Here is a 21,253-nt window from a genome sequence, read left to right as displayed (position 1 = left end):
ATCCCAGGTTAAGCACTCCGGCGGCTTTGTCGATATATCGCTTGTTGCTTGACATCGTTTCGGTTTCTATAGAGGGAAGCCACCCTGGAGCGGCCGCGCGGTGTCTGGCGAGGTAGGGGCAACGGCGTTTGTTGGATCCGGGGATAAAAAAAGGCGCTGATCAGTTGGCGTCGGGAAACGACAGGGAAGGAACCGAATGGCTGACCAACTGACGACCGAGATCATCGAAAAGATCAAAGCGCATGCCGATACCGGCGGCGAGGAAATCACCGCCAGCACCGATCTCGGAACGCTCGGTATCCATTCGCTGGAGTTGACCGAGATCATCTTCGATCTCGAGGAAAAATACGGCATCGAGATCGAAATGAACACGGTCGATGCCTGGAGCAATCTCAAGAACGTCGGCGACATGGTCGAGGCGGTTCGCGAACTGATCGCGAAAAAAGCCTGACTGCATGCAAAAACGCGTCGTCATCACCGGTATCGGCGGGATTTGCGGGCTCGGCAACGATGCGGCGGCGATCTGGGACGCCATGCGCGCCGGCCGCTCGGCCATCGGCCCCATCGACAATCCGTCGCTGCATGACCTCAAGGTCAAGACCGGTTGCGAAATCAAGCAATTGCCGGACCATGGCATCGACCGCAAGCAGGTGGTGTCGATGGACCGCTTCAGCCTGCTGGCAGTGATCGCGGCGCGGGAAGCGATGCGACAATCGGGCTTGACCGCCCATGCCGACAACACCTACCGGATGGGCGCAGTCGTCGGCGTCGGCGTCGCGGGCTTCGAGACCATCGAGGAGAATTACCGCGCGATCCTGGTCGAAGGGCGCAACCGCGCCGCCATCTTCACCGTGCCGAAAGTGATGCCGGGCGCGGCCGCCGGCCAGGTCAGCATGAATCTCGGGCTGCGCGGTCCCGTTTTCGGCGCCACTTCGGCCTGCTCGTCCGCCAACCATGCGGTTTCCTCGGCCGTCGACCAGATCAGGCTCGGCCGCGCCGATGTGATGGTCGCCGGCGGCACCGAAGCGCCGCTGGTGTGGGGCGTGCTGAAGGGCTGGGAGGCGCTCAGGGTGCTTTCGCCCGACACCTGCCGGCCGTTCTCGGCCGACCGTGCCGGCCTTGTGCTCGGCGAAGGCGCCGGCATGGCGGTGCTGGAAAGCCATGATCACGCTATGGCGCGCGGCGCCACGATCCTGGCCGAGATCGCCGGCGTCGGGCTTTCGGCCGATGCCTCCGACATCGTCGCGCCGACCGTCGAGGGACCGGAAGCGGCCATGCGTTTCTGCCTGGCGGATGCCGGGCTCAATCCGGAAGATGTCGACTATCTCAACGCGCACGGCACCGGCACCAAGGCCAATGACCAGATCGAGACCGCGGCGATCAAGCGCGTCTTCGGCGACCATGCCCGTTCGCTTTCGGTGTCGTCGACAAAGTCGATGCATGCGCATTGCCTCGGCGCTTCGGGCGGACTGGAGATGATCGCCTGCGTGATGGCGATCCGCGACGGCATCGTGCCGCCGACCGCCAACTACCGCCAGCCGGACCCGGAATGCGACCTCGACGTGACGCCGAACACGGCACGCGAGCGCAAGGTGCGCGCGGCGCTCAGCAACAGTTTCGCCTTCGGCGGAACCAATGCGGTGCTGGCCTTCAAGGCGGTCTGACCGGCCGAAGCCGCCCGGTTGACTGTGTGTGCACCGCAAGCTGGTGGGAGCATGATCCCGAAAGTGGGAACCGGTTCTCGGAGAAGATCATGCTCCAACAAAGAGTTAGATCAGGATGGCGATTCAACGAAACGTCATCCTGATCTGGCGGCGTATTGATCCCGGCCGGCCGGGGTCCTAATTCTCCCTGACCCGCCATAAGCGCCGCGCGGCGCCAATCCTCGTCCGGAGTTTGCGATGACCGATCTGTCCGCCTTTCCGATCGCCAAGCGCTGGCCGGCCAAGCAGCCCGAGCGCCTGCAGCTCTATTCCGCCACGACGCCCAACGGCGTGAAGGTCTCGATCGCGCTGGAGGAGATCGGCCTTGCCTATGAGCCGCATTATGTCGATATCGGCAAGAACGAGAGCTGGACGCCGGAATTCCTGTCGCTCAATCCGAACGGCAAGATACCGGCGATCATCGACCCGGACGGTCCGGGCGGCAAGCCGATCGGCCTGTTCGAGTCCGGCGCCATCCTGCTCTACCTGGCCGACAAGACCGGCAAGCTCATTCCCGCCGATCCGGCGCGCCGCTACGAAGCGATCCAATGGGTGTTCTTCCAGATGGCGGCGATCGGTCCGATCTTCGGGCAGGTCGGCTTCTTCCACAAATTCGCCGGACGCGAAATTGCCGACAAGCGGCCGCTGGAGCGCTACCGCGACGAGTCGCGGCGGCTGATCGGCGTGCTCGAAACGCGCCTGAAAGGCCGCAAGTGGATCATGGACGACGACTACACAATCGCCGATGTCTCGATGCTGGGCTGGGTGCGCAACCTGATCGGCTTCTACGAAGCGCGCGACCTGGTCGGCTTCGACGATTTCCCGACCGTTGCCGAATGGCTGGAGCGCGGCCTGGCGCGGCCGGCGGTGAAGCGGGGCCTCGCCATTCCAGCAAAAGGCTAGGGCGCCTATTTCGACTTGGCACTGGTTCCCCTGCCAAGCATGGATGCGGCCAATCTTGCAGTCGCCACCACCGCGCCAGTCGCAACGCTTGCGACCGTGCGTATCGGACCCGATTTGCTTGCAGCTGGCTTGTGCGGCTTCTGCGCTTTGGCTGCGACCTTGTGGGCCGCGCCGGGCGTCACTTTCTTCGGCGCTGCCTTACCGAAGGCCGGCTTGGCGTCCTTCGATCGCTCGGCCGCCGCGGGGCCGGCACCGGCTTGGGCTTGCGTCGTTCTGGATTGGCTGGTCCTGGCCTTCTTGGGCGCGGTTTTTCTGCTGTTCGTTGCCATCTGACGGCTCCTGCATTCTCGGTTCGCAGTTTCGGAGGGAAAGCGTTCGCCCGCCTTCCTGGAATTGCTCCGGCGCCGGACAATTCGGGATAGGGTCATAACGGCGCGAAAACCTTAAGGTTCCCGCCCAAAACTATTGAAAATTGAGCAGGTTAACCAATAACCAAGGAACCAACGACCATATCGGCAGGCCGGCGCCGCGCCAGCACACGCTCGATGTTGGGCATGTCGTTGGAGGCGATCCAGGCGCGGGCGTCCTCGTCGGATTTGCCGTGTTCGCGCCAGCGCTCCATCAGCCGGCGCTCGAGCTCAGCCCGCGGCACGTCGACGAAGATGGTGAAATCGAACAAAGGCGCCAGCCGCGACCAGGGCTCCTCGTCGAGCAGCAGATAGTTGCCTTCGACCAGGATGAACTTGGTGTCGGCGCTGACGATCTCGGCCGCCGCGCGCGACAGTTCGATGCTGCGATCGAACACCGGAATGGCGATGTCGGGCTCGCCCGAGCGGATGCGCTTCAGCAGCGTCTCGAAGCCGGCGAAATCGAAGGTTTCCGGCGCGCCCTTGCGCGGGCGCAGGCCGCGGCGGTTGAGAATGATGTCGTCATAATGGAAGCCGTCCATCGGCACGATTTCCGAGCTGCCCTCCGGCAAAAGCTCATGCAATGACGCGGACAGTGTCGACTTGCCGGCGCCGGGCGGGCCGGCGATGGCGACGACGAAGCGCTTGGCCTTGCCGGCGCGCTTGAAGATGGCGGCTGTGATATGAGCGATCTCGGACATCGGCGGCTCTTCGGTAAGATTCGACAGGCATTTTGGCGGGTGTGGATGGAAATTTCAAACCCAGGCGGCGAGTTGGCAGCCGCATGCCGCCGCTGCGGTGCAGAATCCGAAATGCTGGCAGGACAGAGGGGGGTGTGACGGAACGCGGCGTCGCAGTAACTTTCTTAATCGTCCCATCCTTAGCTTCGCCATGTGACCTCAGGCCGGAACCGTACGCCCAATGCGCAGGAACCCGCCGTCGAACGGCACCTCCCGTGCTGCCCCGCCGGCAGCGAGGACACGCAAGCGGTCAGGCGCGGTTTCCAGGGCGCTTGGTGGTTCGGTGTCCGCGAACGGCACCGCGCCGATGACATGGCGGAACGACACCGACCGACCCTCGTTCAGCGCAAAGGCCGTCGCCACGCCTTCATGCTTCAGCCAGTTGTCGCCGAGTGAAGCGGCATGGCCGACGGCCGTGCGGCCGTCCTCGATGCCGAGCACGCCGACGTGACGGCCGCTCCAGGGCGCGTAATCGCGGCCGCCATTCGAGAACCACAGCATGGTGACCGGCAGTTCGGCCGGATTCTTCAGCACGAGAACCAGATCCCGCTCGGCGCGGCGGGCAATCGCCGTCCAGCCCGGCCCGCCGTGATCCGCCTCCACCAGGGTGATGAAATCCTCGCGCTTGTCCTCGGTGTGGTAGTCGGTGAGATCGGTGGTGCCGCCGGCGGCCAGCGGGAACCGCGCAAGGTCGCTGGCGCGGGCCGGATAGGCGAGCATGAAGCGGCCGCGCGCCGGATCGGGCTCGAGCGGCGTGGCGGGCGTCACCGCCACGCGCTTCGGCGAGAAGGCCAACCGGCCGCCGCCTTGCATGACCGTCATCGGATGATGGGCGACGGAGATCGCGCCCGAGCCGCCGGAAAAGATGTGCTCCTGGTAGAGGAAGGGCTGGCCGTCGCGCAGCGTGAAGACCTTGTCGACCGTGGCGCCCGTGACCTTGCGGCGCAGCCGGAAGACGGCCCGCCAGCCGCCGGCAATGGCGGCGCTTTCGACGACATCCCATTCGCTGTTGGCCGGCCAGCCATGCAGGGGTGCGGCCTCGACGTCGCTGGCGGAGAAAGGCGCGCAGAGGAAGTCGCCGGAGAGCCGCACCGTGCCTTCGGGGAGGTTCGCGGGCAATGTCTCGCGCGCCGAGCCGACCCAGGGCGCACGATGCAGAGGCTTCAGAACGCGGCCTTCGGCCTCGACCTCCATGGCATTGATGTGACCGACGGCGAGATCGAGCGAGACGGAAATGCCCTTTGCGACAATGGTGAGCGTGTCCATGAATGCTTCCCGAATCTTTTCTCGCGGCAGCAAAGCCTGTCCAGCACCGGATACGCAAGCGTGATGGCTGGCAATTTGCATCAGGCGTTTTCGCCCCCGCCAACCTATCCTTCGTCATTCTAGGGCGGAGCAAGGAGCGAAGCGACGCGCGCAGACCCTAGAATGACGAAGGATAGGTCGCCGCTTCACGCGCGATAAAAAATCGCAAGAGAGGGGAACAGCGCCACGCTGAAAACGAACCCTACTGCCTCTTATACTCCCTGACCGGCGACTTCGTGCCGTCGGTATAGGTCACCTGCACCGCCATCGATTTCACGTCGTCCTTGACCTTGAAGTAAGGCTGGTAGTCGGACGGAATGGCGTAGGGGTCCTTGTCGTCGCAGGGCGGCATCTTGATCTCCTTGTCGAGCGCGGTGCCGTTCAGGCTGTAATGCACCGCCTTGATGGCGCAGCGGAAGGAGAGCATCTGGGTGAAATAGACCAGGCCGCGATTGCCGCCGGCGTCGAAGGCGATCCATGACGTCCAGAACTGGTCGAGGATCTGCTTGTTGCCTTGCTGGAGCGCCGAATCCGGATCGAAGCGGATGTCGAACGGGCCGGTCTCGCGGCCGCGGATGTCCAGATATTTGATGGCGATGGTGGCGGCGGCGGTGCTGTCCGGCAGCTCGAAGCTCGGATTGGGCATCGGCTTGCCGGTGCGCTGGTCGTTCATCGCCATCAGGCCGGTGTCGGTGAACGGGCCGCTGTCGCCGAGCCGCCAGGAAATCGCCGTCGCCGGCTCCGGCAGCGAAATCGTCATCGACCAGCCGGCGTTGGAGCGCGTCGGCGTCAGCGTCGGTACGAAGCGCGACGGGTCGAGCACGTCGCCCAATGCCGCGAGACGCGTGCGGCTGCGGTCGAGCCAGTCGGCCAGTTGCGTCTGATCGACGAAATATTTGAGCAGGCCGCCATCCTTCTCATAGGAAACGAACTTGGTCAGCGCCTGCGCTTCGCTGCGCTTGTCGGCGAGCGTCTGGCTGCCGAGACGATCCTCGGAGAATTCCTGCGCCAGGAGAAAGTAAGCCGGCGCGTAATCCGGGTTGGCGGCGATGAAGGCGTTGAGCTTGTCAAGCCGCTGGGCGTCGTCGAACTGCAAAAGATGGACGAGCTTGATCGACGGCGCCTTGGCCTTTTCCGCCAACGTTCCGAACACTTCGCGGGCGCCGGCCTTGCCGTCCTGGACCCTCAGCAGCGTGGCGAAGCGCGTGTAGGGGTCGATCGCGTCGACATCGAAGCCGGCAAAGGCGAGGTAGGAACGGCGGGCGTTGAGCATGTCGCCGGCCAGCTCGTAGACGCGGGCATTGTGATAAAACTCGTCCGGGCGCTTCGGGTCGGCGATCGCGCCGCCCTGCGCCGCAAGCTGCGCAAAGCCCTTGGCGATCGTGTCGATGGAAGCGGAGATCTGCTCGGTCGTCGCCTGCAGCTTGTCCGCCTGCGCCTGCTGCTGTTGCTGGCCAACGGCCAAGCTGTCGGTGGTCTGCTTGACCGCCTCCACGGTCTTCTGCGTCTCGGCGCCTTGCGCGGTCTGCTTGGTCTGGGTCTGCGCGATCTCCTCGGTCGTCTTCGCCACCGTGTCGGTGGATTTCTTGACCGCTTCGACGGTTTTCTGGGTTTCGGTGACGGTCTTTTCGATCTTAGCCACCTTTTGCGAGACGATGCCCAGCGACTGCTGCAGCTCGGCCACCGCCGGCACGAGATTGGCGATCACGCCGTTCTGCGAGCTCGTTTGCTGCTGGATGCCGTAGACGCCGCCGGCGATTGCTGCGGCGCTGGTGGCGAAGATCAGCGCCGGCATGGCTTTAGCCGCCAACACCAGGCGCAGCACCATGGCGATGGCGATGATCAACGCCGCGACCGCGGCGCCGAGCGCGATATAGGCGGCAAACGGCCCGAGCGGGTTAAGCACGTCACCGACCGCGCCGCTGATAAAGGCGAAGCTCGCCGCCCATTTGCCGGTGCGGCTGAGCGATGCCCGCAGAAGCGAGGTCGTACCCGTGGCGATTTCCGACATTGCCGATCCCCCCAAACCAAGCCGCGCGCATATTAACGGAAAGGTGGGGCGGAAGGCAAAGCGGGGGTGCGAGCCAGGCGTGGACGGCCCCTCACCCAGCCTCCGCTTCGCTCGGCTGACCTCTCCCCAAGGGGAGAGGAGACTGTCGGCGTCGGCGCCAGCCTCTTCTCCCCACGGGGAGAAGGTGGCCGCGTAGCGGCCGGATGAGGGGGCGGCGCCAGCGTCGAAGGCAAAGAACCCTGCTCCGCCTCCCAAAACCTGGGCAAATGCCTTGTTATCGCCGTTAACCCGTTGGACGCGGCACATGCGTTACGTTAGCTTCGCCGCATCTCAGCAACAGCTTTAGAACCGTCTTGCCCCGTCCCTTCCTCATCCTCCAGAAACTCATCGCCGCGATGGCCCTGCTCCTGCTGGTCGCCGGCTGCACCACGGCCGCGCCGCCTGAAAGCGTGCTTGCCGTGCCGGCGAAGCCGCAGAAATATGCGGCGATCGTGGTCGACGCCTCGACCGGCAAGACCTTGTTCGAGGTCAATTCCACGGCGCAGCGCTATCCCGCCTCGCTGACCAAGATGATGACGCTCTACATGCTGTTCGAGGCGCTGGAGAGCGGCCGCGTCACCAAGCAGACGCAGATCCCGGTTTCCGACCACGCCGCCTCGCAGCCGCCGACGAAGCTGCGCTTCCGGCGCGGCGAGACAATCGACGTCGATTCCGCCATCCGCGCCATGGTGGTGAAGTCGGCAAACGACGTGGCGGTGGCGGTGGGCGAATATCTGGGCGGCGGCTCAGAGGACCAGTTCGCCGCCATGATGACCGCCAAGGCGCGCTCGCTCGGCATGACCGGCACCAATTTCCGCAACGCCTGCGGCCTGCCCGACGACGGTCAGGTGACGACAGCGCGCGACATGGCGGTGCTGGGCATGGCGCTGGAAAAGCGCTTCCCGCAGCACTTCCACTATTTTTCCGAAAGCGACTTCATGTTCCGCGGCCGGCTGGTGCGCGGCCATAACGACATGCTGGGCCGCGTGCGCGGCGTCGACGGCATCAAGACCGGCTACATAAGAGCTTCCGGCTACAACATCGTCACCTCCTACAATGCCGATGGGCGGCATCTGATCGTGGTGGTGATGGGCGCCGACAGCGCGCGCCAGCGCAACAACCATGTCGAGGCGCTGATCCAGCGGAGTCTCGGGCCGACGATAGCCGATGCCGGCCAGCCCAGGCTGATGTATTCCGGGCAACAGCCGGCCTCGCCGCTGCCCGGCATGACGCCGCCGGACTCGGGTTTGCCGGGACTGTCGACGCCGAATCAAGCGACGCCAGCCTCGACGCTGCCGGGCCAGCCGGCGTCCGATCTGCCGTCGCCGGACCTGGCCTCGCCCAGCTCACCGCTGCTGCCGCCGGCGCAGTAGAGCGGCGCCTTTCGACTTCGTCATGTATGGACGGCCCCTTTTGGCAAGTGGCAAAATGGCGACGACGGCCCGGGGTCTGTCGAGATTCAGGTCAGGCCGCGCGGAGAATGATGGTTTCCGAGAACCGGCCTACGCCGGCCGTAGCCTGTATAGGACGGGACATTTATGAGGGCTTCGGCCGGCGAAGGCCGGAGCGGAGCGTACTTGAAGTACGTGAGCACCGGAAGCGCAGGAAACCATCGTTCGTAGGCCGGCATCACCTGAATATCGGCGGAGCCTACCGGACCACCAGCACCGGGATTTGCGTCAGCGACACCACCTCCGCCGTCTGGCTGCCGAGCACAAGGCGCCCCAGCCCGCGGCGGCCATGCGAGGCCATGACTATCAGGTCGCAGGCCTCCGCGGCAGCCACCTCGAGGATCGCCTCGGCAGGCGTCTGGTTCTCGATGTGCAGGGTTTTCGCACCGATGCCTTTCGCATCCGCCTCGGCCTTGCATTTGTCGAGCAGCTCGCGGGCATATTTGCGCGCGCTTTCCTGGTAATTGGTGAGCTCGTCGGCGGCGACATAGCCGGCCATGGCGCCGCCCCAGGCCAGCGTCGGGAACGGCTCGGAGACGGTGAGGAAGGCGACAGCGGCGCCGAGTCCCTTGGCCAGCTCAAGCCCGTGGACGACGCCCTTTTGGGCGAGTTCCGAACCGTCGGTGGCGATCAGGATTTTCTTGTACATGGCGGCGATCCCTCATTTGCGGGCGCTGCGCGCCCCAGGTGGCGGGAGCCTGAACGGTCAGGCCTGATGTCGATATAGTCAGCCTATCAGGCCCGCCACAGGGGCCAGGTTGATCTCACTCAAGGCCAGGCGGCGGAGACGATTGCTCCAGGGGTGGTGAGAAACTGCCGACGGCGCTCCCCCTCTCCGTCTCGGCTTCGCCCGAGCCACCTCTCCCCCGCCTCCGGCTGGGACGAGGAACCCAGGATTGCGAACGGCGCGGCAATGTCGATTGGCGTTTCCTCGCCCCCATGAAATGGGGGAGAGGTGGATCGGGCGAAGCCCGAGACGGAGAGGGGGCTGCGCCGCCACGTGCGATTGCAGCGCGAAGGTCGGCGGAGAAAGCAACGCCCGCCCAATCACAAGAACTTGTTCCGTCACACACTTTTCATACTGACCATGGATATGCCGCGCCGGCTTGGCGTATCGTACCCGCAAAGCCTCGAACAGGAGCACTGAGCATGGCAGGCGACCCGAAGGCATCCGCGCAGCCCGACGACGAGAACGACATTGCCGGCGAGTATCTCGAGGCGGAAACCGTGCCGGAGGATGCGCAAGCAGCCGCCGACGAGATCCTCGAAGCGCCGGAAGTGCCGGATTCCGAGCCGCACGCCGAACCGCATGTTCCGGGCGCTGCCAGGGTCAAGCCGAAGAAAAAGCCCTCGGCGATATCGGGGCGGAAATTCCGCAAGCGCGACCTGGTGCGCGTCGACGACCTCAGGCCCAGCCTCGCCGACCGCATCCGCTCCGACCATCCCGACCTGCCGCGCGGCGCCCGCATCAGCCGCGAGGAGCTCGGCCGCTACCGCATGCGCTACATGGAGGAGCTGCTGCAGCAGGAGCATGGCGAATTCTCCGAGCTCGACCGCCAGGTGGTGGAATCGATCGCCAGGCAGGACACGATCTCGGAAAACTCGGAAGAGGAGTTCGAAGAGCACCGCTCCTTCGCCGACCGCGTCTCCGACGGCATGGCCGAGTTCGGCGGCAGCTGGTGGTTCCTGATCTCGTTCGCGGCGGTGCTGTTGATCTGGATCGGCCTCAACCTCGTCCAGGGCGAATCCAAGGCCTTCGATCCCTATCCGTTCATCCTGCTCAACCTTCTGCTCTCCTGCATCGCCGCCATCCAGGCGCCGGTGATCATGATGAGCCAGAAGCGCCAGGAAGCCAAAGACCGGCTGCGCTCCTTCAACGACTACCGGGTGAACCTGAAGGCCGAGCTCGAAGTGCGGCACCTGCACGAAAAGCTCGACTACCTCATCTCGCGCCAATGGCAGCGGCTGGCCGAGATGCAGCAGATGCAGCTGGATGCCATGCATGAGCTGGCCAGCGCGAAGAAGCAGAAGCACACCGCGCGGGCGGTGCGGCGCAAGACGGCGAAGGTGCAGACGGAGGGGTGAGGAGCTTGGGTTCCTCGCCCCCGCCAGAGGCGGGGGAGAGGTGGCTCGGCGAAGCCGAGACGGAGAGGGGAGCGCCCTATCCAACAGCCCGTCGCTCAGCCAATCACCCCGCCAGCCCGCCAATCGCCAATTGCCGGTTGAAGCCCGCAGCGGCTTCCGCTAAGAAGCCGTGGCTGGCCGGCTCACCGGCCGGTTCGTTTTCCGGTTCCGGGAAGCACCCGTAGCTCAGCTGGATAGAGCGCTGCCCTCCGAAGGCAGAGGTCGCAGGTTCGAATCCTGCCGGGTGCGCCATTTTTATACTGTCAAAACAGGTGGTTAGCAAGGTATTTTTCCCGCGAGACGAGGTCGGGAAGTGCGTCGCGGAAGCACCACGGAAGCAGTCGGACATGTATTCGGGCTAGGCTTTGACCGATCACTGTGGAGTCAGACGCCCATTCCGCGCCAACTTACCACTGGTCGCGGCCGGGTGCAGCTTGTGGCTCCGGCTAAGGCCCAACTCTACTCATGGGACTGTGGTTTCTTCACGGTCAATATGTCGAATTTTCTGCGGGGGCGGCCGGAGACTGTCTAACGGGTGCTGGCTGAGGCATAGATCAGATTGCTATAGCTCACCTTTTTCGATATCATGAGTTATAGAAAGGGGCTCTATAGCTCATGGCATGGAATTGGGAGCAGGCCGACTGGCCGCATTTTACCTACGACAAGATGGCATTGGACCCGCTGGAAAGCGAGTTCCTATTGCGATCGGGCGAGTTCCTGGGCGTGTTTCGCCATGTCGGCCCCGATGACCGCGACCAGATCCGCATCGATCTAATCAGCGAAGAGGCCTTGAAGACATCCGAGATCGAGGGTGAGTATCTCAACCGGGAAAGCCTGCAATCATCCTTGCGGCAGCAGCTTGGGCTCGGAGGCGAGAATAGGCGCATACCGCCCGCCGAGCGGGGCATCGCCGAAATGATGGCCGACGTGTATCTGCATTTTGCCAAGCCGCTCTCGCATCGCACGCTCTATGCCTGGCACAAGATGGTGATGTCCGGAGAGCGACGCATCGAGACGATCGGCAACTATCGCCAGCACGCCGATGCCATGCAGATCGTCTCTAACCGGCTGGACAAACCCAAAGTGCATTTCGAGGCGCCGCCCTCATCGCGCGTGAAAGCCGAGATGGACGCCTTTACCATCTGGTTCAACGATACCGCGCCCAAGGGTAAGACTCCGCTTCCCGCGCTGACGCGCGCCGGTATCGCGCATCTTTATTTCGAGAGCATACATCCGTTCGAAGACGGCAACGGCCGCATAGGACGCGCGCTTTGCGAAAAGGCGATGGCGCAAAATCTGGGCGAGCCGAGTCTCATCGCGTTGGCCTATACGATCGAACGTCATCGCAAGGCTTATTACGACCGGCTGGAAGCCAGCAACAAAAGCAACGCGATTACCGACTGGCTGCTATATTTCGCCGACACGATCCTCGAAGCGCAGCGCGTAACGCTTGCTCGTGTCGAATTCTCCGTCGCCAAGGCCAAATTCTACGAGCGCCATCGGGATCAGTTCAACGAGCGCCAGGAAAAAGTCATCGCTCGAATGTTCCGCGAAGGTATCGACGGCTTCAAGGGCGGTCTTAGCGCCGAGAATTACATCGCCATCACCCAGGCGTCGCGCGCTACGGCGACGAGGGACCTGCAGGATCTCGTTGCCAAGAGTGCGCTGATAAGAGCTGGTGAACTCCGACACACACGTTACACGCTGAATATTTGTGACGATCGTGCGTAAATCCCATCGAAAGAAGAGGCAGGCTGTCAAAGAGCCTGCTTGCCTCAACATCAGTGAATGGCGGGCAGCTACCCGGCAGGAAGTGGTGGAATGGGTAACAGCGACAGGAAACCTAAGAAGAAGAAAGGCGGCGCCATTCTCGCGGTCAGGTCACGGCTTAGGCCGGTGGATATCTACTGTTATCTGAAAGCTCGCTTTGGCGAACCGAACGGTTTTCAAAACTTTCTGCGCAAGGATGACAGCGATAACTGGATACACTGGGACTACAGCCTCAAGGCCGGCGAGACCGACGTGTATATCTTGGGCATGTCGCGCGAGATTCATATCATGGTCGGCGAGGCGCTCACGCACCAGCAGTGGCGGGACCTGATTGTCGGTATTAGAACGGACTATGCGAGGATCGGTCCGCAGAAATCTGCCGTACTGCAGAGCCTGGAAAAATTCGTCGTCTTTCAGAATAAGTTTGTCAGTATCGCGGGCCTGTGCGCCGACTTGCACGCAGCTATTATCGATGCCCCGGCAAAGACGGCTTTTCCAGAAAGATCGCCAGGTGCCAAATCGCGGCTGAAAACTTTGGAAAAAGCCATGCAAGGAGTATCCACACGTGCGAACGACCTCTTCGGGAACTGTCTAAAGCTTCACCTTCTGATGCCGGTTATGGCCGAGGCCTTCATCAATATGGTGATCCTCATGTTCACCCGCGATGAAATCCGGAATGCCCCTGAAGCCTATCAGGCCTTCATCCGGGCTAAGATTCCCGACCGCCTCGCGCTGCTCAGCCAGCATTGCGATGGCTTTGCACGCGATATCGACAAGAGCACCAATGCCTATGCGCATTTCATGCGAGTCATCGATAAGAGAAATTTCGCATTGCACGGTAATGTCGATCCTATCCGCGAGCAGATCGAGGTGGTCTATTTCGACGGCAGACGCCCGCTCTTCAATATGCCAGGAAACCATGTCGAAAGGTTCTTCGAGCATCTCGAAGCGATTCATCGACCCGAAGAGATCGTGTCCGATTACGAAGCCGTCCACGCATTTCTGTGGGAAATTACGGAATGCCTGAAGCCTCGCACGCAGACGTTCTTCAAGCAAGTCATTGGGGATGCATACCCCGGGTTCGAAGTCCATAAGAAGCGGGCTACTCGCATCCTGCCCGACCATGTGATGATGGGTATGTTGCCAAGTGTGCTCTACGACGACGACCTCGTTGTTAAGTGGTGAGTGAGTCGATTCTTTGGCCCAATAGCTCTAGCCCACATAAGAATTGGCGCGACATGACAAACATGGAATTGGGAAACCCAGGGCGACCAAAGGCGCGTTCTCTCGAAAATATATTCGACGACTTGCGTGTTCTCGCGCAGAGCCCCGGGACATTGCATGATATTTCCGCCATCATGTATCGCGACTGGATCGTTGCTATTGATTTGCGAGAAGCTAAAGTTGCCGACGATCCAGAAAAGCGCTGGTCTACCACCAAGCTAAACAGCAATGAGTTCATGCTCTTGCTCGGGCTGATGGTTCAGTCCGCGTCGGATTGCACTTACTCCATCGTCAATACTGACATCGATTTTGCAGACAAAGCTGACAGACTTCTCAGGGAATTCCACGACCGGCTCACATTGGATTCGATGCCGGATTTCAGTGATCCTGGAAAGATCGAAAGGGCTCTGGGCGCCGCGGCTCGGGAAGCCATTTATTACGGTGCTGACAGCTTCTTTCTCCATCAGCTAGAGCGTTTTGCCCGAGACCGATATCGCGATGATTTTGAATGGCTGATCCGCAATGCTGGGCTTTCAGCGCGTCCAATGGTCGAAATTGCACGGTTCATCATGGAGCATACATCGCGGCAGATGTCAGCGATCAACGCGAGGAAGGAGGATGGAACGGTTCCGACCAAGGCAGATTTAACGGACAGCCTCTTGATCGCCAAAGCCGAGCTGATCAAGAAATTCGGTGCCAGCAAGGCGAAGGCCTTCATGGCCAAGTTCGCAACCCCTGTCACAAACGCAAATGCCAACTTCACGTCTGCGTTTGTTGTGAATCAAGCCAATCTTGCGCCGCTGATCGATATTGGGGAGCATCTCTATGCACCAAACGCATACAGGCTGGCTGAGAGCGTCTACGAGAGCCCGACCTATTGGATGATAGCCGACAAGACATATGTCGACATAGCAGCCAAGCATCGAGGTGCCTTTCTGGAGAAAGCAGCTGCTGACCTCTTTCGATCGGTATTCGGCACGGCGAATGTGTATGAGAACGTCACGATCCAGCCAAGCAAAAAGAAGACAGCCGGCGAAGCCGACGCGCTCATAGTTTACGGCGAGTTCGTGATCGTCGTGCAGGCGAAATCCAAGCGTGTGACGTTAACGGCAAGAGCGGGTGATGAAGAGGCATTAAACAAGGATTTCGAAGGCGCCATTCAAGCCCCATACCGCCAAGCCTACGAGTTTGCCGAGCTAGTCCAGGCCGGAGCGGAATGCAAAACGAAAGACGGCAAAGCACTGACGTTCCCACCAACGGTGCGGGTGTTCCCTGCCGTCATATTGAGCGACGCTTTTCCTGCTGCGACGTTTCTCTCAAACATCATGCTGAAGAGAAGCGACAGGATCGCGCCCGTCATTTGGGACCTAGGCGTTCTCGATTGTGTGGCGCGCATGCTGCCAACGCCCATCGAGTTTCTTTACTACCTTAAGTGCCGCTCGGACGTTTTTGATAAGATGCATTCGGATAGTGAATACAATTTTCTCGGCTATCATTTGAAATACAAACTGGCGATGGATCCTGAATATGACTTCATGCATCTTGAGAAGGATTTTGCCGAAATCGTCGAGGATTTTATGATGCCGCGGGACGTCGGGGTGAAGACGGTTCGCCCAGTTAGCATCCTTGAGCGGTTGGACATTCCGGTTATCTCCGAATTGTTCAAGAGCCTGAAGACGGCACCCCCCGAACTGGCATCGGTAGTCATCGACCTCTACGATTTTTCCTATGGCTCGCTGACGGACTTATCTAAAACCGTGCTGGCAATCCGAGAAGAAGTTGCGGCGGGCAAGGAGATGAAATCGTTCTCGATTCTAACAGAAACAGGCGGTCTTACCTACTTGGCTTGCCGGACTCTGAACGACAAAATATGGCTGGCCGCTGAGGCAATCGGCCAAAAACACAAGTACGATTCGAAGCGAGATCGATGGTACGTCATCGTGGACGACATCAGCACATCAGCGCCTGTCGATGCGGCCCTCCCGCTGGTGGAGAAGTGGCATGAGGATGCTGATCTAGCCGAAAACTCCCGCAAGGTAGACGAACTATTCAAGACCAAATGGCAGCCACGTGCCATTCTCCCTAGGCATCAGAAGAATGGGCCGAAGTTGACATGACTTGGCATTCATTTGGGGATTGAATGACACGGGAGGGGTGCACGGAGAACCCCAATTGAAGGTTGGCGGCCCGGTTTTCCAGACCGATGAGGTTGGCCGCGATCGCTTGATATTGCCTGCAGTTCGCCTGAACGACGGATCGCTCAGGCCGCCCAAGCGGTAGGCTGCCGGCGATTTTCTTCAAGTCGTCGAGGATCGAAGCAATATGCGGCCAGGGAAAGTCTGTTGGATCATCGATATCGCGATCTGCGCCAGCGATGATTTCGAGCTTGGCGACGATGCCAAGAAGCGACCGCGCCTGTATGTGGGGAAGTTTGTCCTGAAGCTTTAAAACCGCCGTTGTGGCCTCGACCTCCGCTTGGCAAGCGATCGAATAGCCGACTTTCTCATCGATCGCTTTTGGGTCTGCAGCGCCGAGAACGCGCCTCTCTAGGCGCTGTTGAAGTCGGCAAAGGACATGCGAGACATGCTGCGCCCGCGCCCAATCTCGCAGCAGTTGAATTGCAGGGTCTGCATCCGGCAACCGGTCCAACGCGTTGGCAGTCTTGCCATTCGTGACGGGAGGCATAGTCGTGCTATGGTCGGAATCAGCCATGATCCGAGCTCCGCAAAGCCTAGGCGTGGTCAGACCGTTGGAGGCGGACGCACCACTTCCAACTGTCGTTTCCTAAAACAAGCATATTTGCGCTTTTTGCGCAACAGGGCATTTGAACAATGAAGGTAAGTGCGGCCCAAGTTCGCGCGGCCCGTGGGCTCCTCGACATTTCTCAGCAGGAACTGGCGGATTTATCCAAGGTGAGTTTGAGGACGATCGTGCAATTCGAACGTGGTTCGAAACCCGCATCTGAATCAATCCTCCAAGCGCTGAAGCTGTCACTCGAAGCTGCCGGAATAGAATTCATTCCAGAGAATGGTGGCGGCCCGGGCGTGCGCTTGTCACGCAATCACTGATCTTCTGTTCGCCATGCGACGGGATTTTCGATCCATTGATTTACGTCTGATTCCCGCCAACCCGCACCGTTGACGCTGATCTTGATCTGAGCCGGGAATGTGCCTTCGGCGATTTTGCGGTACATCGTTGAGCGGGACAGGCCGGTCCGCGCCAGGACGGTTCTAAGGCGAATGATACGATCCGGTTCAGGCATGACTGCGTTGCCTTCGCTGAGAGCATTTGGCACCTGTTGGAACCAAACAGGACAACCCAAGGCTCGCAGGCAATCAGATTTGTCATCTGATCGATTTGGGGCGTCGGAACGGCGGCAAATCGGATGTTTAGATTCCTATGCCACGCCCGCTGCCAATGCCGTGGTTGAACGCGAGTTCCACACCCAGACGGCGGCCGGATTCGACTTGGATGCCGAGCACCTTCTTGTGATTGGCGAGTAGCGATTCCAGTTGGGGATCGCGTTCAAGGCTCTTGGCCATATCGGACATGGCCGCACGCGTTGACTTGTAGCCGGACATGTCGCCGGCCTGATATTGCTGCTGTGCCGTCCGATCGAGTCTTTGCCAACGTTCCATGAACAGGTCGGCGCGGCGGCCGGGATTGATGTCCATCCCGGTGCGGATTTCCGTCTCAAGCTGGAGAGCAAGCACGATGCGGTTGACGCGGCCGGCACCCGCCTCGCGGACAAGTTCGGGATTTTTCACATATGCCGCTTCGGCATCGCGCCAGCCATGCGGCCGCACCTTCTCGAAAGCGCTACGCGCATCTCTCAATTCGCGCATCTGCTCGGGACTGCCCTGCCCGTCTGCATTTCCAGTACTGAGGATCGCGTCGAGCGCACGCGCGTGCCGAACAAGCGCCTTCGTGCGAGCGCTGCGCAATGCCGCTTCCGCGTCCACCGGCACATTCACGTCGGGCGGCACGCCTGTGGCGAGATTTCCTCCGCCGGGCGTCCGGCCTGCATCTCCGATCCGCGCGCCAACACTTTGCCTTGCCGGCCCAGGTCCACGTTCCTGCATCGGCTCGCCGTCTTCGGGAGAGCGCAACCCGTCCAGCAGCCCGCCAATCCTGTCACGCAGCTTCTCCGGAACGATCCGGCGCACGATTTCGACCACACGCTGTCGAAAGGTGATCCCGCGTCGCTCGGCATAGGTCTGCGCCGGGTCGACCTGGTCGTAATCCGACGCCATGTCCTTGGCGCGATCGCGTGAGAGCGTGCGGACGAGCCGGTCTCGTGTCGCGAAGTCGTCGCTGCCGTAGTGCAGTTCCATCCCGTCGCGATGCCGCGACAGGGCAACGTAGCTGCCATGGGCATCCATGCCCGGCGTTGCCAGCACATGGGTCCGGTCGACGGTCATGCCCTGAGCCTTGTGGATGGTCGCGGCATAGCCGTGGTCGATGTGGGCATAGTCTTTCAGGTCGAAGCGCACCGACCTGCCGTCGTCAGTGCGAGCCGTCATGCTCTGCGTGCTGACCTCTTCGATCACACCGAGCGTGCCGTTCTTGACGCCGAGCGACCGCTCGTTCCGCAAGAACATCACCCGGTCGCCACTGGCAAAGTTTCTCGCGCCGCGTTCCACACCCACGTGAACATCGTCGCCGAGATCTCCAGCAACGCGCATGCGCTCGCGCGCTGCCTTGTTGAGCGCGCGCACTTCGTCGTTTGTGTGAGTGAGGATGATGCGGCTTGCCTCTGGGTCTGCCTGCCTGTCGCGATCCCAGCGTTCGACCAGATCACTGCGGGCCTCATCGCGCGAGGCAGCCCGGTGCACCATTCCTCTGTCGTCATAAGCGCCGATCGCAGCGCCGATCCTGCCGGTCGCCAGATCGCGCGTGGCGTCACGCTGCCACTCCTCGCGCTGCCGGCGCACTTGACCGATTTCGACGCCGCCATGGCGCTCATGAATCGAACGGAATGCGGCGCCCGCCTCGATCGCCTGCAACTGCCGCGGATCGCCGACCAGCACGACTTTTGCGCCAACGTCCGAGGCGTGGGAGAGCACGCGCTCCAACTGGCGCGTGCCGACCATGCCTGCCTCGTCGATCACCAGGATATCACGCGCTTTGAGCAGATCGCGGCCCTGTCCCCAGCTGTGTTCCATGCTGGCGATGGTTCTCGACGAGATGCCCGAACCGCTTGTGAGATTCTCGGCCGCAATGCCGGAAAGTGCCGCGCCTCGGACCTCATAGCCGGCGGCTGCCCATGCCTGGCGCGCAACACCCAGCATGGCGCTCTTGCCGGTACCGGCAAAACCGACAACGATACCAAGACCGCGGTCATCTGTGATGTGATCCAGTGCATCGGTCTGCTCGTCAGAGAGAACAAGGCTACGATGCTTGGCATCCGCCAACGCCGTCGCACGATCCCGGTCACTCACAGCATGCTGCCGCTCGCCGGCCATGCGTTCTGCCGCGCGATGCAGGCGCTGTTCCGTTTCGATCATTTGCCGGGTGGTGAAGCGATCGGCACCGCGTCCGTCCTTGCCGAGTTCGACCAGATCGGGTGCGTTGCCGATGGCTGCCGCCACCGTGTTGAACTGCTCCATCCCGTCGCTGTGTCGGTGCGAGAACTTCGCAATGTCTTTTCGGGTGAAGGTCGATTGCTGATGCGTGATGGCATCCAGCGCCACGGATGGATCGGCAATAATGCGATCGCCATTGTTGCGCGCGATCTGGCGGTGCAGTTCGGCGCGATCCGCTTCAATGCCGGCAGCGTCAAGGCCACCGCCCTCGATGCGTTGCGCCGGTGCACCAATCTGGGTTTGCGGCTCAAGGGCAATGCCCTGGGCTTCCAGACTGCGATGGTCGATGCGGGCGTCTATGTCGAGTTCGGCAAGCCGCTCATTGGCAAGCTCGGCCCATCGCTCGCGCCAGCGCTCGACCAGCTCAGTGCTGTTCCAGTCGCGGACTTTCGGACCAAAGCCGTTCTCGTCCACCGACCGCATGGTCAGCATGACATGAGCATGAGGTTTTGGACTGCCATCCTCTGCCCTGTCCCAATGCACATTGAGATCGGCGACCATGCCCCGGCTGACAAACTCGGCCTGCACGAAGTCGCGCGCCAGTCCGATGCCTTGCGCGTGGCTTAGTTCGCGTGGAAGGGCAAACTCCACCTCGCGGGCAAGCTGCGCATCCTTCCTCACCTCGAAAGCCTCGACGTCGTTCCACAGCCGTTCGCGGTCGCTCCAGGCGCCCAGTGCATTCTCTGGCAAGATCACCTCGGAATGGACGACACCGCGCTTAGCCGAAAAGTCATGGCTGCGTTCGATGCGCTCGTCGCGCAGCCGCGAGGCCGAGCGGTAGGCGGCCGACGCCACGGCACTTGAGCCAGCTTTGCGGCCAATGACCTTGACGTGAAGATGATAGATCGCCATCGCGACCAGATCATTTGCACGGCAAAGCGAACGTCGGCACGACGTATAAGCGCGCCCTCCCTCGAAAAAATCTCGGGAGCGACCAGCCCGTCCCGGGCTGTCTCGGCAACCCTGAAGCCTTCAGGCAAGTGCTCGTCTATCATCGCCGCATTGACGTCAGATGGAGACGGCCATGCGTAAACCACGGGATTTCGACGCGGAACTGAAGGCACTGGAAGAAAAGGCGCGGGAACTCAAAACGCGAAAAGTGCAGCAACTCGGCGAACTGGTCATCTCGACCGGAGCCGATGCGCTCACCGCCGATGAACTGGCGGGCGCATTGGTCGCCATCGCCGAGGCGAAGGATGCCGGAAAAAGGGAGGCATGGGCGAAGCGCGGGGCCGCTTTCTTTCAAGGGCGGGCGCGGCGATCTGGGTCAGCGCTTAACCGCGACAACGGCAGCGCTCAAAGGCAACCGGGCGGCGCGCAGTCGCCATCAGGCGGCGCGGGCGCGGCATGACATGCGCATATGGCAGGTCGAGCGCCGCAAGCGCACGCGCCATCTGATCGAACTCGGCGGTCTCGTCATCAAGGCCGGGATCGTCGACCTGACCGGCGATGATCGTGCCACCATCTATGGCGCGCTGCTCTGGATGGCCGACAAGCTCAAAAGCCATCAAGGGGCACAGGCGCGGGCGCTCTGGGCAGCAAAGGGAAAGCAGGCGTTCGAGAATGAATGAAGTACATCAGCATCGCCAAATGACAGGGCCCGTTTGGCCGCCATTGAGACAGGCGGGCGCAAGGTCCTCGAACAGACGTGGGGCTCCTTATCGACCATTGAGCGACCCGCAACGGCAGATACCGATGTCTTGGTACTCGTCCACCAATGTCCAACAATAACTCTGGATCAGCGTTTCGCGTTGCCCGTCTGCCTAAAGCTTGCTCAGGCCCTCGCCGTTCAGCTGACGCACAGCTTCCATGACAACCCCGTGAAAGTCGTGCGACTCCCTCGCTGGGCCGGCAAAGCTGGCGCCTACCAGTTGGGCCATCAGTACGCGCAACACGGGACCCGATATCCATGCCGACAAGAATCGATGCTAGTGAAGCGCGCCGGTGGTTTGCCGAAGACCTGCGTGTCTCGTCACCTGTCTTGCACAATC

At 61.5% G+C, this 21,253-nt stretch carries 18 protein-coding genes, 1 tRNA gene and 1 pseudogene; 13 read left to right on the top strand and 7 right to left on the bottom strand.

What is annotated here, in order from left to right; all coding sequences use genetic code 11:
• Positions 1 to 196 precede the first annotated feature (196 nt).
• The 4 genes from LB565_RS17160 to LB565_RS17145 all read left to right on the top strand — a co-directional run bounded on the left by LB565_RS17160 (position 197) and on the right by LB565_RS17145 (position 2,939).
• Positions 197 to 451, top strand: a complete 255-nt coding sequence (locus LB565_RS17160) for an acyl carrier protein (protein ID WP_041003067.1) — start codon at positions 197 to 199, stop codon at positions 449 to 451.
• A 4-nt stretch (positions 452 to 455) separates the two neighbouring features.
• The gene (locus tag LB565_RS17155) at positions 456 to 1,664 is read left to right on the top strand and encodes a beta-ketoacyl-[acyl-carrier-protein] synthase family protein (protein WP_224585974.1); all 1,209 of its coding nucleotides are present in this window, start codon (positions 456 to 458) and stop codon (positions 1,662 to 1,664) included.
• Positions 1,665 to 1,901: 237 nt separating this feature from the next.
• On the top strand, positions 1,902 to 2,606 hold the full coding sequence (locus LB565_RS17150; protein ID WP_224585971.1) for a glutathione S-transferase family protein: 705 nt from the start codon (positions 1,902 to 1,904) through the stop codon (positions 2,604 to 2,606).
• A 39-nt stretch (positions 2,607 to 2,645) separates the two neighbouring features.
• Positions 2,646 to 2,939 carry a hypothetical protein gene (locus LB565_RS17145; RefSeq protein WP_224585969.1) on the top strand — a complete coding sequence of 98 codons (294 nt, stop codon included), beginning with the start codon at positions 2,646 to 2,648 and terminating at the stop codon, positions 2,937 to 2,939.
• 148 nt (positions 2,940 to 3,087) lie between these two features.
• Here LB565_RS17145 and LB565_RS17140 read toward each other — a convergent pair whose 3' ends face one another.
• The 3 genes from LB565_RS17140 to LB565_RS17130 form a co-directional block, all read right to left on the bottom strand.
• Positions 3,088 to 3,714: a nucleoside triphosphate hydrolase gene (locus LB565_RS17140; RefSeq protein ID WP_224585966.1), complete on the bottom strand. Its 627-nt coding sequence runs from the start codon at positions 3,712 to 3,714 to the stop codon at positions 3,088 to 3,090.
• A gap of 198 nt (positions 3,715 to 3,912) precedes the next feature.
• The gene (locus LB565_RS17135) at positions 3,913 to 5,019 is read right to left on the bottom strand and encodes a hypothetical protein (RefSeq protein WP_224585965.1); all 1,107 of its coding nucleotides are present in this window, start codon (positions 5,017 to 5,019) and stop codon (positions 3,913 to 3,915) included.
• 241 nt (positions 5,020 to 5,260) lie between these two features.
• The gene (locus LB565_RS17130; protein WP_224585963.1) at positions 5,261 to 7,069 is read right to left on the bottom strand and encodes a methyl-accepting chemotaxis protein; all 1,809 of its coding nucleotides are present in this window, start codon (positions 7,067 to 7,069) and stop codon (positions 5,261 to 5,263) included.
• A gap of 395 nt (positions 7,070 to 7,464) precedes the next feature.
• Here LB565_RS17130 and LB565_RS17125 point away from each other — a divergent pair.
• Positions 7,465 to 8,313: pseudogene (locus tag LB565_RS17125) on the top strand (D-alanyl-D-alanine carboxypeptidase family protein); the annotation flags it as partial.
• A gap of 445 nt (positions 8,314 to 8,758) precedes the next feature.
• On the opposite strand, the gene LB565_RS17120 reads toward LB565_RS17125, so the two are convergent.
• Positions 8,759 to 9,208, bottom strand: a complete 450-nt coding sequence (locus LB565_RS17120; protein WP_224585961.1) for a universal stress protein — start codon at positions 9,206 to 9,208, stop codon at positions 8,759 to 8,761.
• A gap of 500 nt (positions 9,209 to 9,708) precedes the next feature.
• Between LB565_RS17120 and LB565_RS17115 the strand changes: the two genes are divergently transcribed.
• The 5 genes from LB565_RS17115 (at position 9,709) to LB565_RS17095 (ending at position 15,794) form a co-directional block, all read left to right on the top strand.
• Complete coding sequence (locus LB565_RS17115; protein WP_224585959.1) at positions 9,709 to 10,644, top strand: DUF1003 domain-containing protein; 936 nt, start codon at positions 9,709 to 9,711, stop codon at positions 10,642 to 10,644.
• A 214-nt stretch (positions 10,645 to 10,858) separates the two neighbouring features.
• A tRNA-Arg gene (locus LB565_RS17110) sits at positions 10,859 to 10,935 on the top strand.
• A gap of 363 nt (positions 10,936 to 11,298) precedes the next feature.
• Positions 11,299 to 12,414: a Fic family protein gene (locus tag LB565_RS17105; RefSeq protein WP_224546577.1), complete on the top strand. Its 1,116-nt coding sequence runs from the start codon at positions 11,299 to 11,301 to the stop codon at positions 12,412 to 12,414.
• Between the two features lie 90 nt (positions 12,415 to 12,504).
• Positions 12,505 to 13,638, top strand: a complete 1,134-nt coding sequence (locus LB565_RS17100; RefSeq protein ID WP_224546574.1) for a hypothetical protein — start codon at positions 12,505 to 12,507, stop codon at positions 13,636 to 13,638.
• A 53-nt stretch (positions 13,639 to 13,691) separates the two neighbouring features.
• A complete protein-coding gene (locus tag LB565_RS17095; RefSeq protein ID WP_224585957.1) occupies positions 13,692 to 15,794 on the top strand; it encodes a nuclease-related domain-containing protein in 2,103 nt (700 codons plus the stop codon).
• Here LB565_RS17095 and LB565_RS17090 read toward each other — a convergent pair.
• Entirely contained in the window at positions 15,760 to 16,389 is a 630-nt protein-coding gene (locus tag LB565_RS17090) for a hypothetical protein (RefSeq protein WP_224546559.1), read from the bottom strand. The genes LB565_RS17095 and LB565_RS17090 overlap by 35 nt on opposite strands.
• Positions 16,390 to 16,508: 119 nt before the next feature.
• Here LB565_RS17090 and LB565_RS17085 point away from each other — a divergent pair, with 119 nt between their 5' ends.
• Complete coding sequence (locus tag LB565_RS17085; protein WP_224525795.1) at positions 16,509 to 16,745, top strand: helix-turn-helix domain-containing protein; 237 nt, start codon at positions 16,509 to 16,511, stop codon at positions 16,743 to 16,745.
• On the opposite strand, the gene LB565_RS17080 is transcribed toward LB565_RS17085, so the two are convergent.
• Positions 16,739 to 16,939 (bottom strand): helix-turn-helix transcriptional regulator, encoded by a 201-nt coding sequence (locus tag LB565_RS17080; RefSeq protein WP_224525796.1) that lies wholly within the window; start codon positions 16,937 to 16,939, stop codon positions 16,739 to 16,741. The genes LB565_RS17085 and LB565_RS17080 overlap by 7 nt on opposite strands.
• 127 nt (positions 16,940 to 17,066) lie before the next feature.
• Complete coding sequence (traA, locus tag LB565_RS17075; protein WP_224585954.1) at positions 17,067 to 20,114, bottom strand: Ti-type conjugative transfer relaxase TraA; 3,048 nt, start codon at positions 20,112 to 20,114, stop codon at positions 17,067 to 17,069.
• A gap of 172 nt (positions 20,115 to 20,286) precedes the next feature.
• Here traA and LB565_RS17070 point away from each other — a divergent pair, with 172 nt between their 5' ends.
• Together LB565_RS17070 and LB565_RS17065 are read left to right on the top strand one after the other, a co-directional pair.
• A complete protein-coding gene (locus LB565_RS17070; RefSeq protein ID WP_224546657.1) occupies positions 20,287 to 20,613 on the top strand; it encodes a conjugal transfer protein TraD in 327 nt (108 codons plus the stop codon).
• A gap of 1 nt (position 20,614) precedes the next feature.
• Complete coding sequence (locus tag LB565_RS17065) at positions 20,615 to 20,833, top strand: conjugal transfer protein TraD (protein ID WP_224546555.1); 219 nt, start codon at positions 20,615 to 20,617, stop codon at positions 20,831 to 20,833.
• Positions 20,834 to 21,253: the final 420 nt, after the last annotated feature.

The sequence above is a fragment of the Mesorhizobium sp. CA14 genome (assembly GCF_020165195.1).
Taxonomy (GTDB): domain Bacteria; phylum Pseudomonadota; class Alphaproteobacteria; order Rhizobiales; family Rhizobiaceae; genus Mesorhizobium.
The sequence above is the reverse complement of the archived record's forward strand: the minus strand, read 5'-3'. Positions and strand labels throughout refer to the sequence as shown.

What these genes read in the sequence shown, in the direction of transcription:
- LB565_RS17160 (WP_041003067.1), top strand. Translation starts at nt 197, where the DNA reads ATGGCTGACCAACTGACGACCGAGATCATCGAAAAGATCAAAGCGCAT.
- LB565_RS17155 (WP_224585974.1), top strand. Translation starts at nt 456, where the DNA reads ATGCAAAAACGCGTCGTCATCACCGGTATCGGCGGGATTTGCGGGCTC.
- LB565_RS17150 (WP_224585971.1), top strand. Translation starts at nt 1,902, where the DNA reads ATGACCGATCTGTCCGCCTTTCCGATCGCCAAGCGCTGGCCGGCCAAG.
- LB565_RS17145 (WP_224585969.1), top strand. Translation starts at nt 2,646, where the DNA reads ATGGATGCGGCCAATCTTGCAGTCGCCACCACCGCGCCAGTCGCAACG.
- LB565_RS17140 (WP_224585966.1), bottom strand. Translation starts at nt 3,714, where the DNA reads ATGTCCGAGATCGCTCATATCACAGCCGCCATCTTCAAGCGCGCCGGC.
- LB565_RS17135 (WP_224585965.1), bottom strand. Translation starts at nt 5,019, where the DNA reads ATGGACACGCTCACCATTGTCGCAAAGGGCATTTCCGTCTCGCTCGAT.
- LB565_RS17130 (WP_224585963.1), bottom strand. Translation starts at nt 7,069, where the DNA reads ATGTCGGAAATCGCCACGGGTACGACCTCGCTTCTGCGGGCATCGCTC.
- LB565_RS17120 (WP_224585961.1), bottom strand. Translation starts at nt 9,208, where the DNA reads ATGTACAAGAAAATCCTGATCGCCACCGACGGTTCGGAACTCGCCCAA.
- LB565_RS17115 (WP_224585959.1), top strand. Translation starts at nt 9,709, where the DNA reads ATGGCAGGCGACCCGAAGGCATCCGCGCAGCCCGACGACGAGAACGAC.
- LB565_RS17105 (WP_224546577.1), top strand. Translation starts at nt 11,299, where the DNA reads ATGGCATGGAATTGGGAGCAGGCCGACTGGCCGCATTTTACCTACGAC.
- LB565_RS17100 (WP_224546574.1), top strand. Translation starts at nt 12,505, where the DNA reads ATGGGTAACAGCGACAGGAAACCTAAGAAGAAGAAAGGCGGCGCCATT.
- LB565_RS17095 (WP_224585957.1), top strand. Translation starts at nt 13,692, where the DNA reads ATGACAAACATGGAATTGGGAAACCCAGGGCGACCAAAGGCGCGTTCT.
- LB565_RS17090 (WP_224546559.1), bottom strand. Translation starts at nt 16,389, where the DNA reads ATGGCTGATTCCGACCATAGCACGACTATGCCTCCCGTCACGAATGGC.
- LB565_RS17085 (WP_224525795.1), top strand. Translation starts at nt 16,509, where the DNA reads ATGAAGGTAAGTGCGGCCCAAGTTCGCGCGGCCCGTGGGCTCCTCGAC.
- LB565_RS17080 (WP_224525796.1), bottom strand. Translation starts at nt 16,939, where the DNA reads ATGCCTGAACCGGATCGTATCATTCGCCTTAGAACCGTCCTGGCGCGG.
- traA (WP_224585954.1), bottom strand. Translation starts at nt 20,114, where the DNA reads ATGGCGATCTATCATCTTCACGTCAAGGTCATTGGCCGCAAAGCTGGC.
- LB565_RS17070 (WP_224546657.1), top strand. Translation starts at nt 20,287, where the DNA reads ATGCGTAAACCACGGGATTTCGACGCGGAACTGAAGGCACTGGAAGAA.
- LB565_RS17065 (WP_224546555.1), top strand. Translation starts at nt 20,615, where the DNA reads ATGCGCATATGGCAGGTCGAGCGCCGCAAGCGCACGCGCCATCTGATC.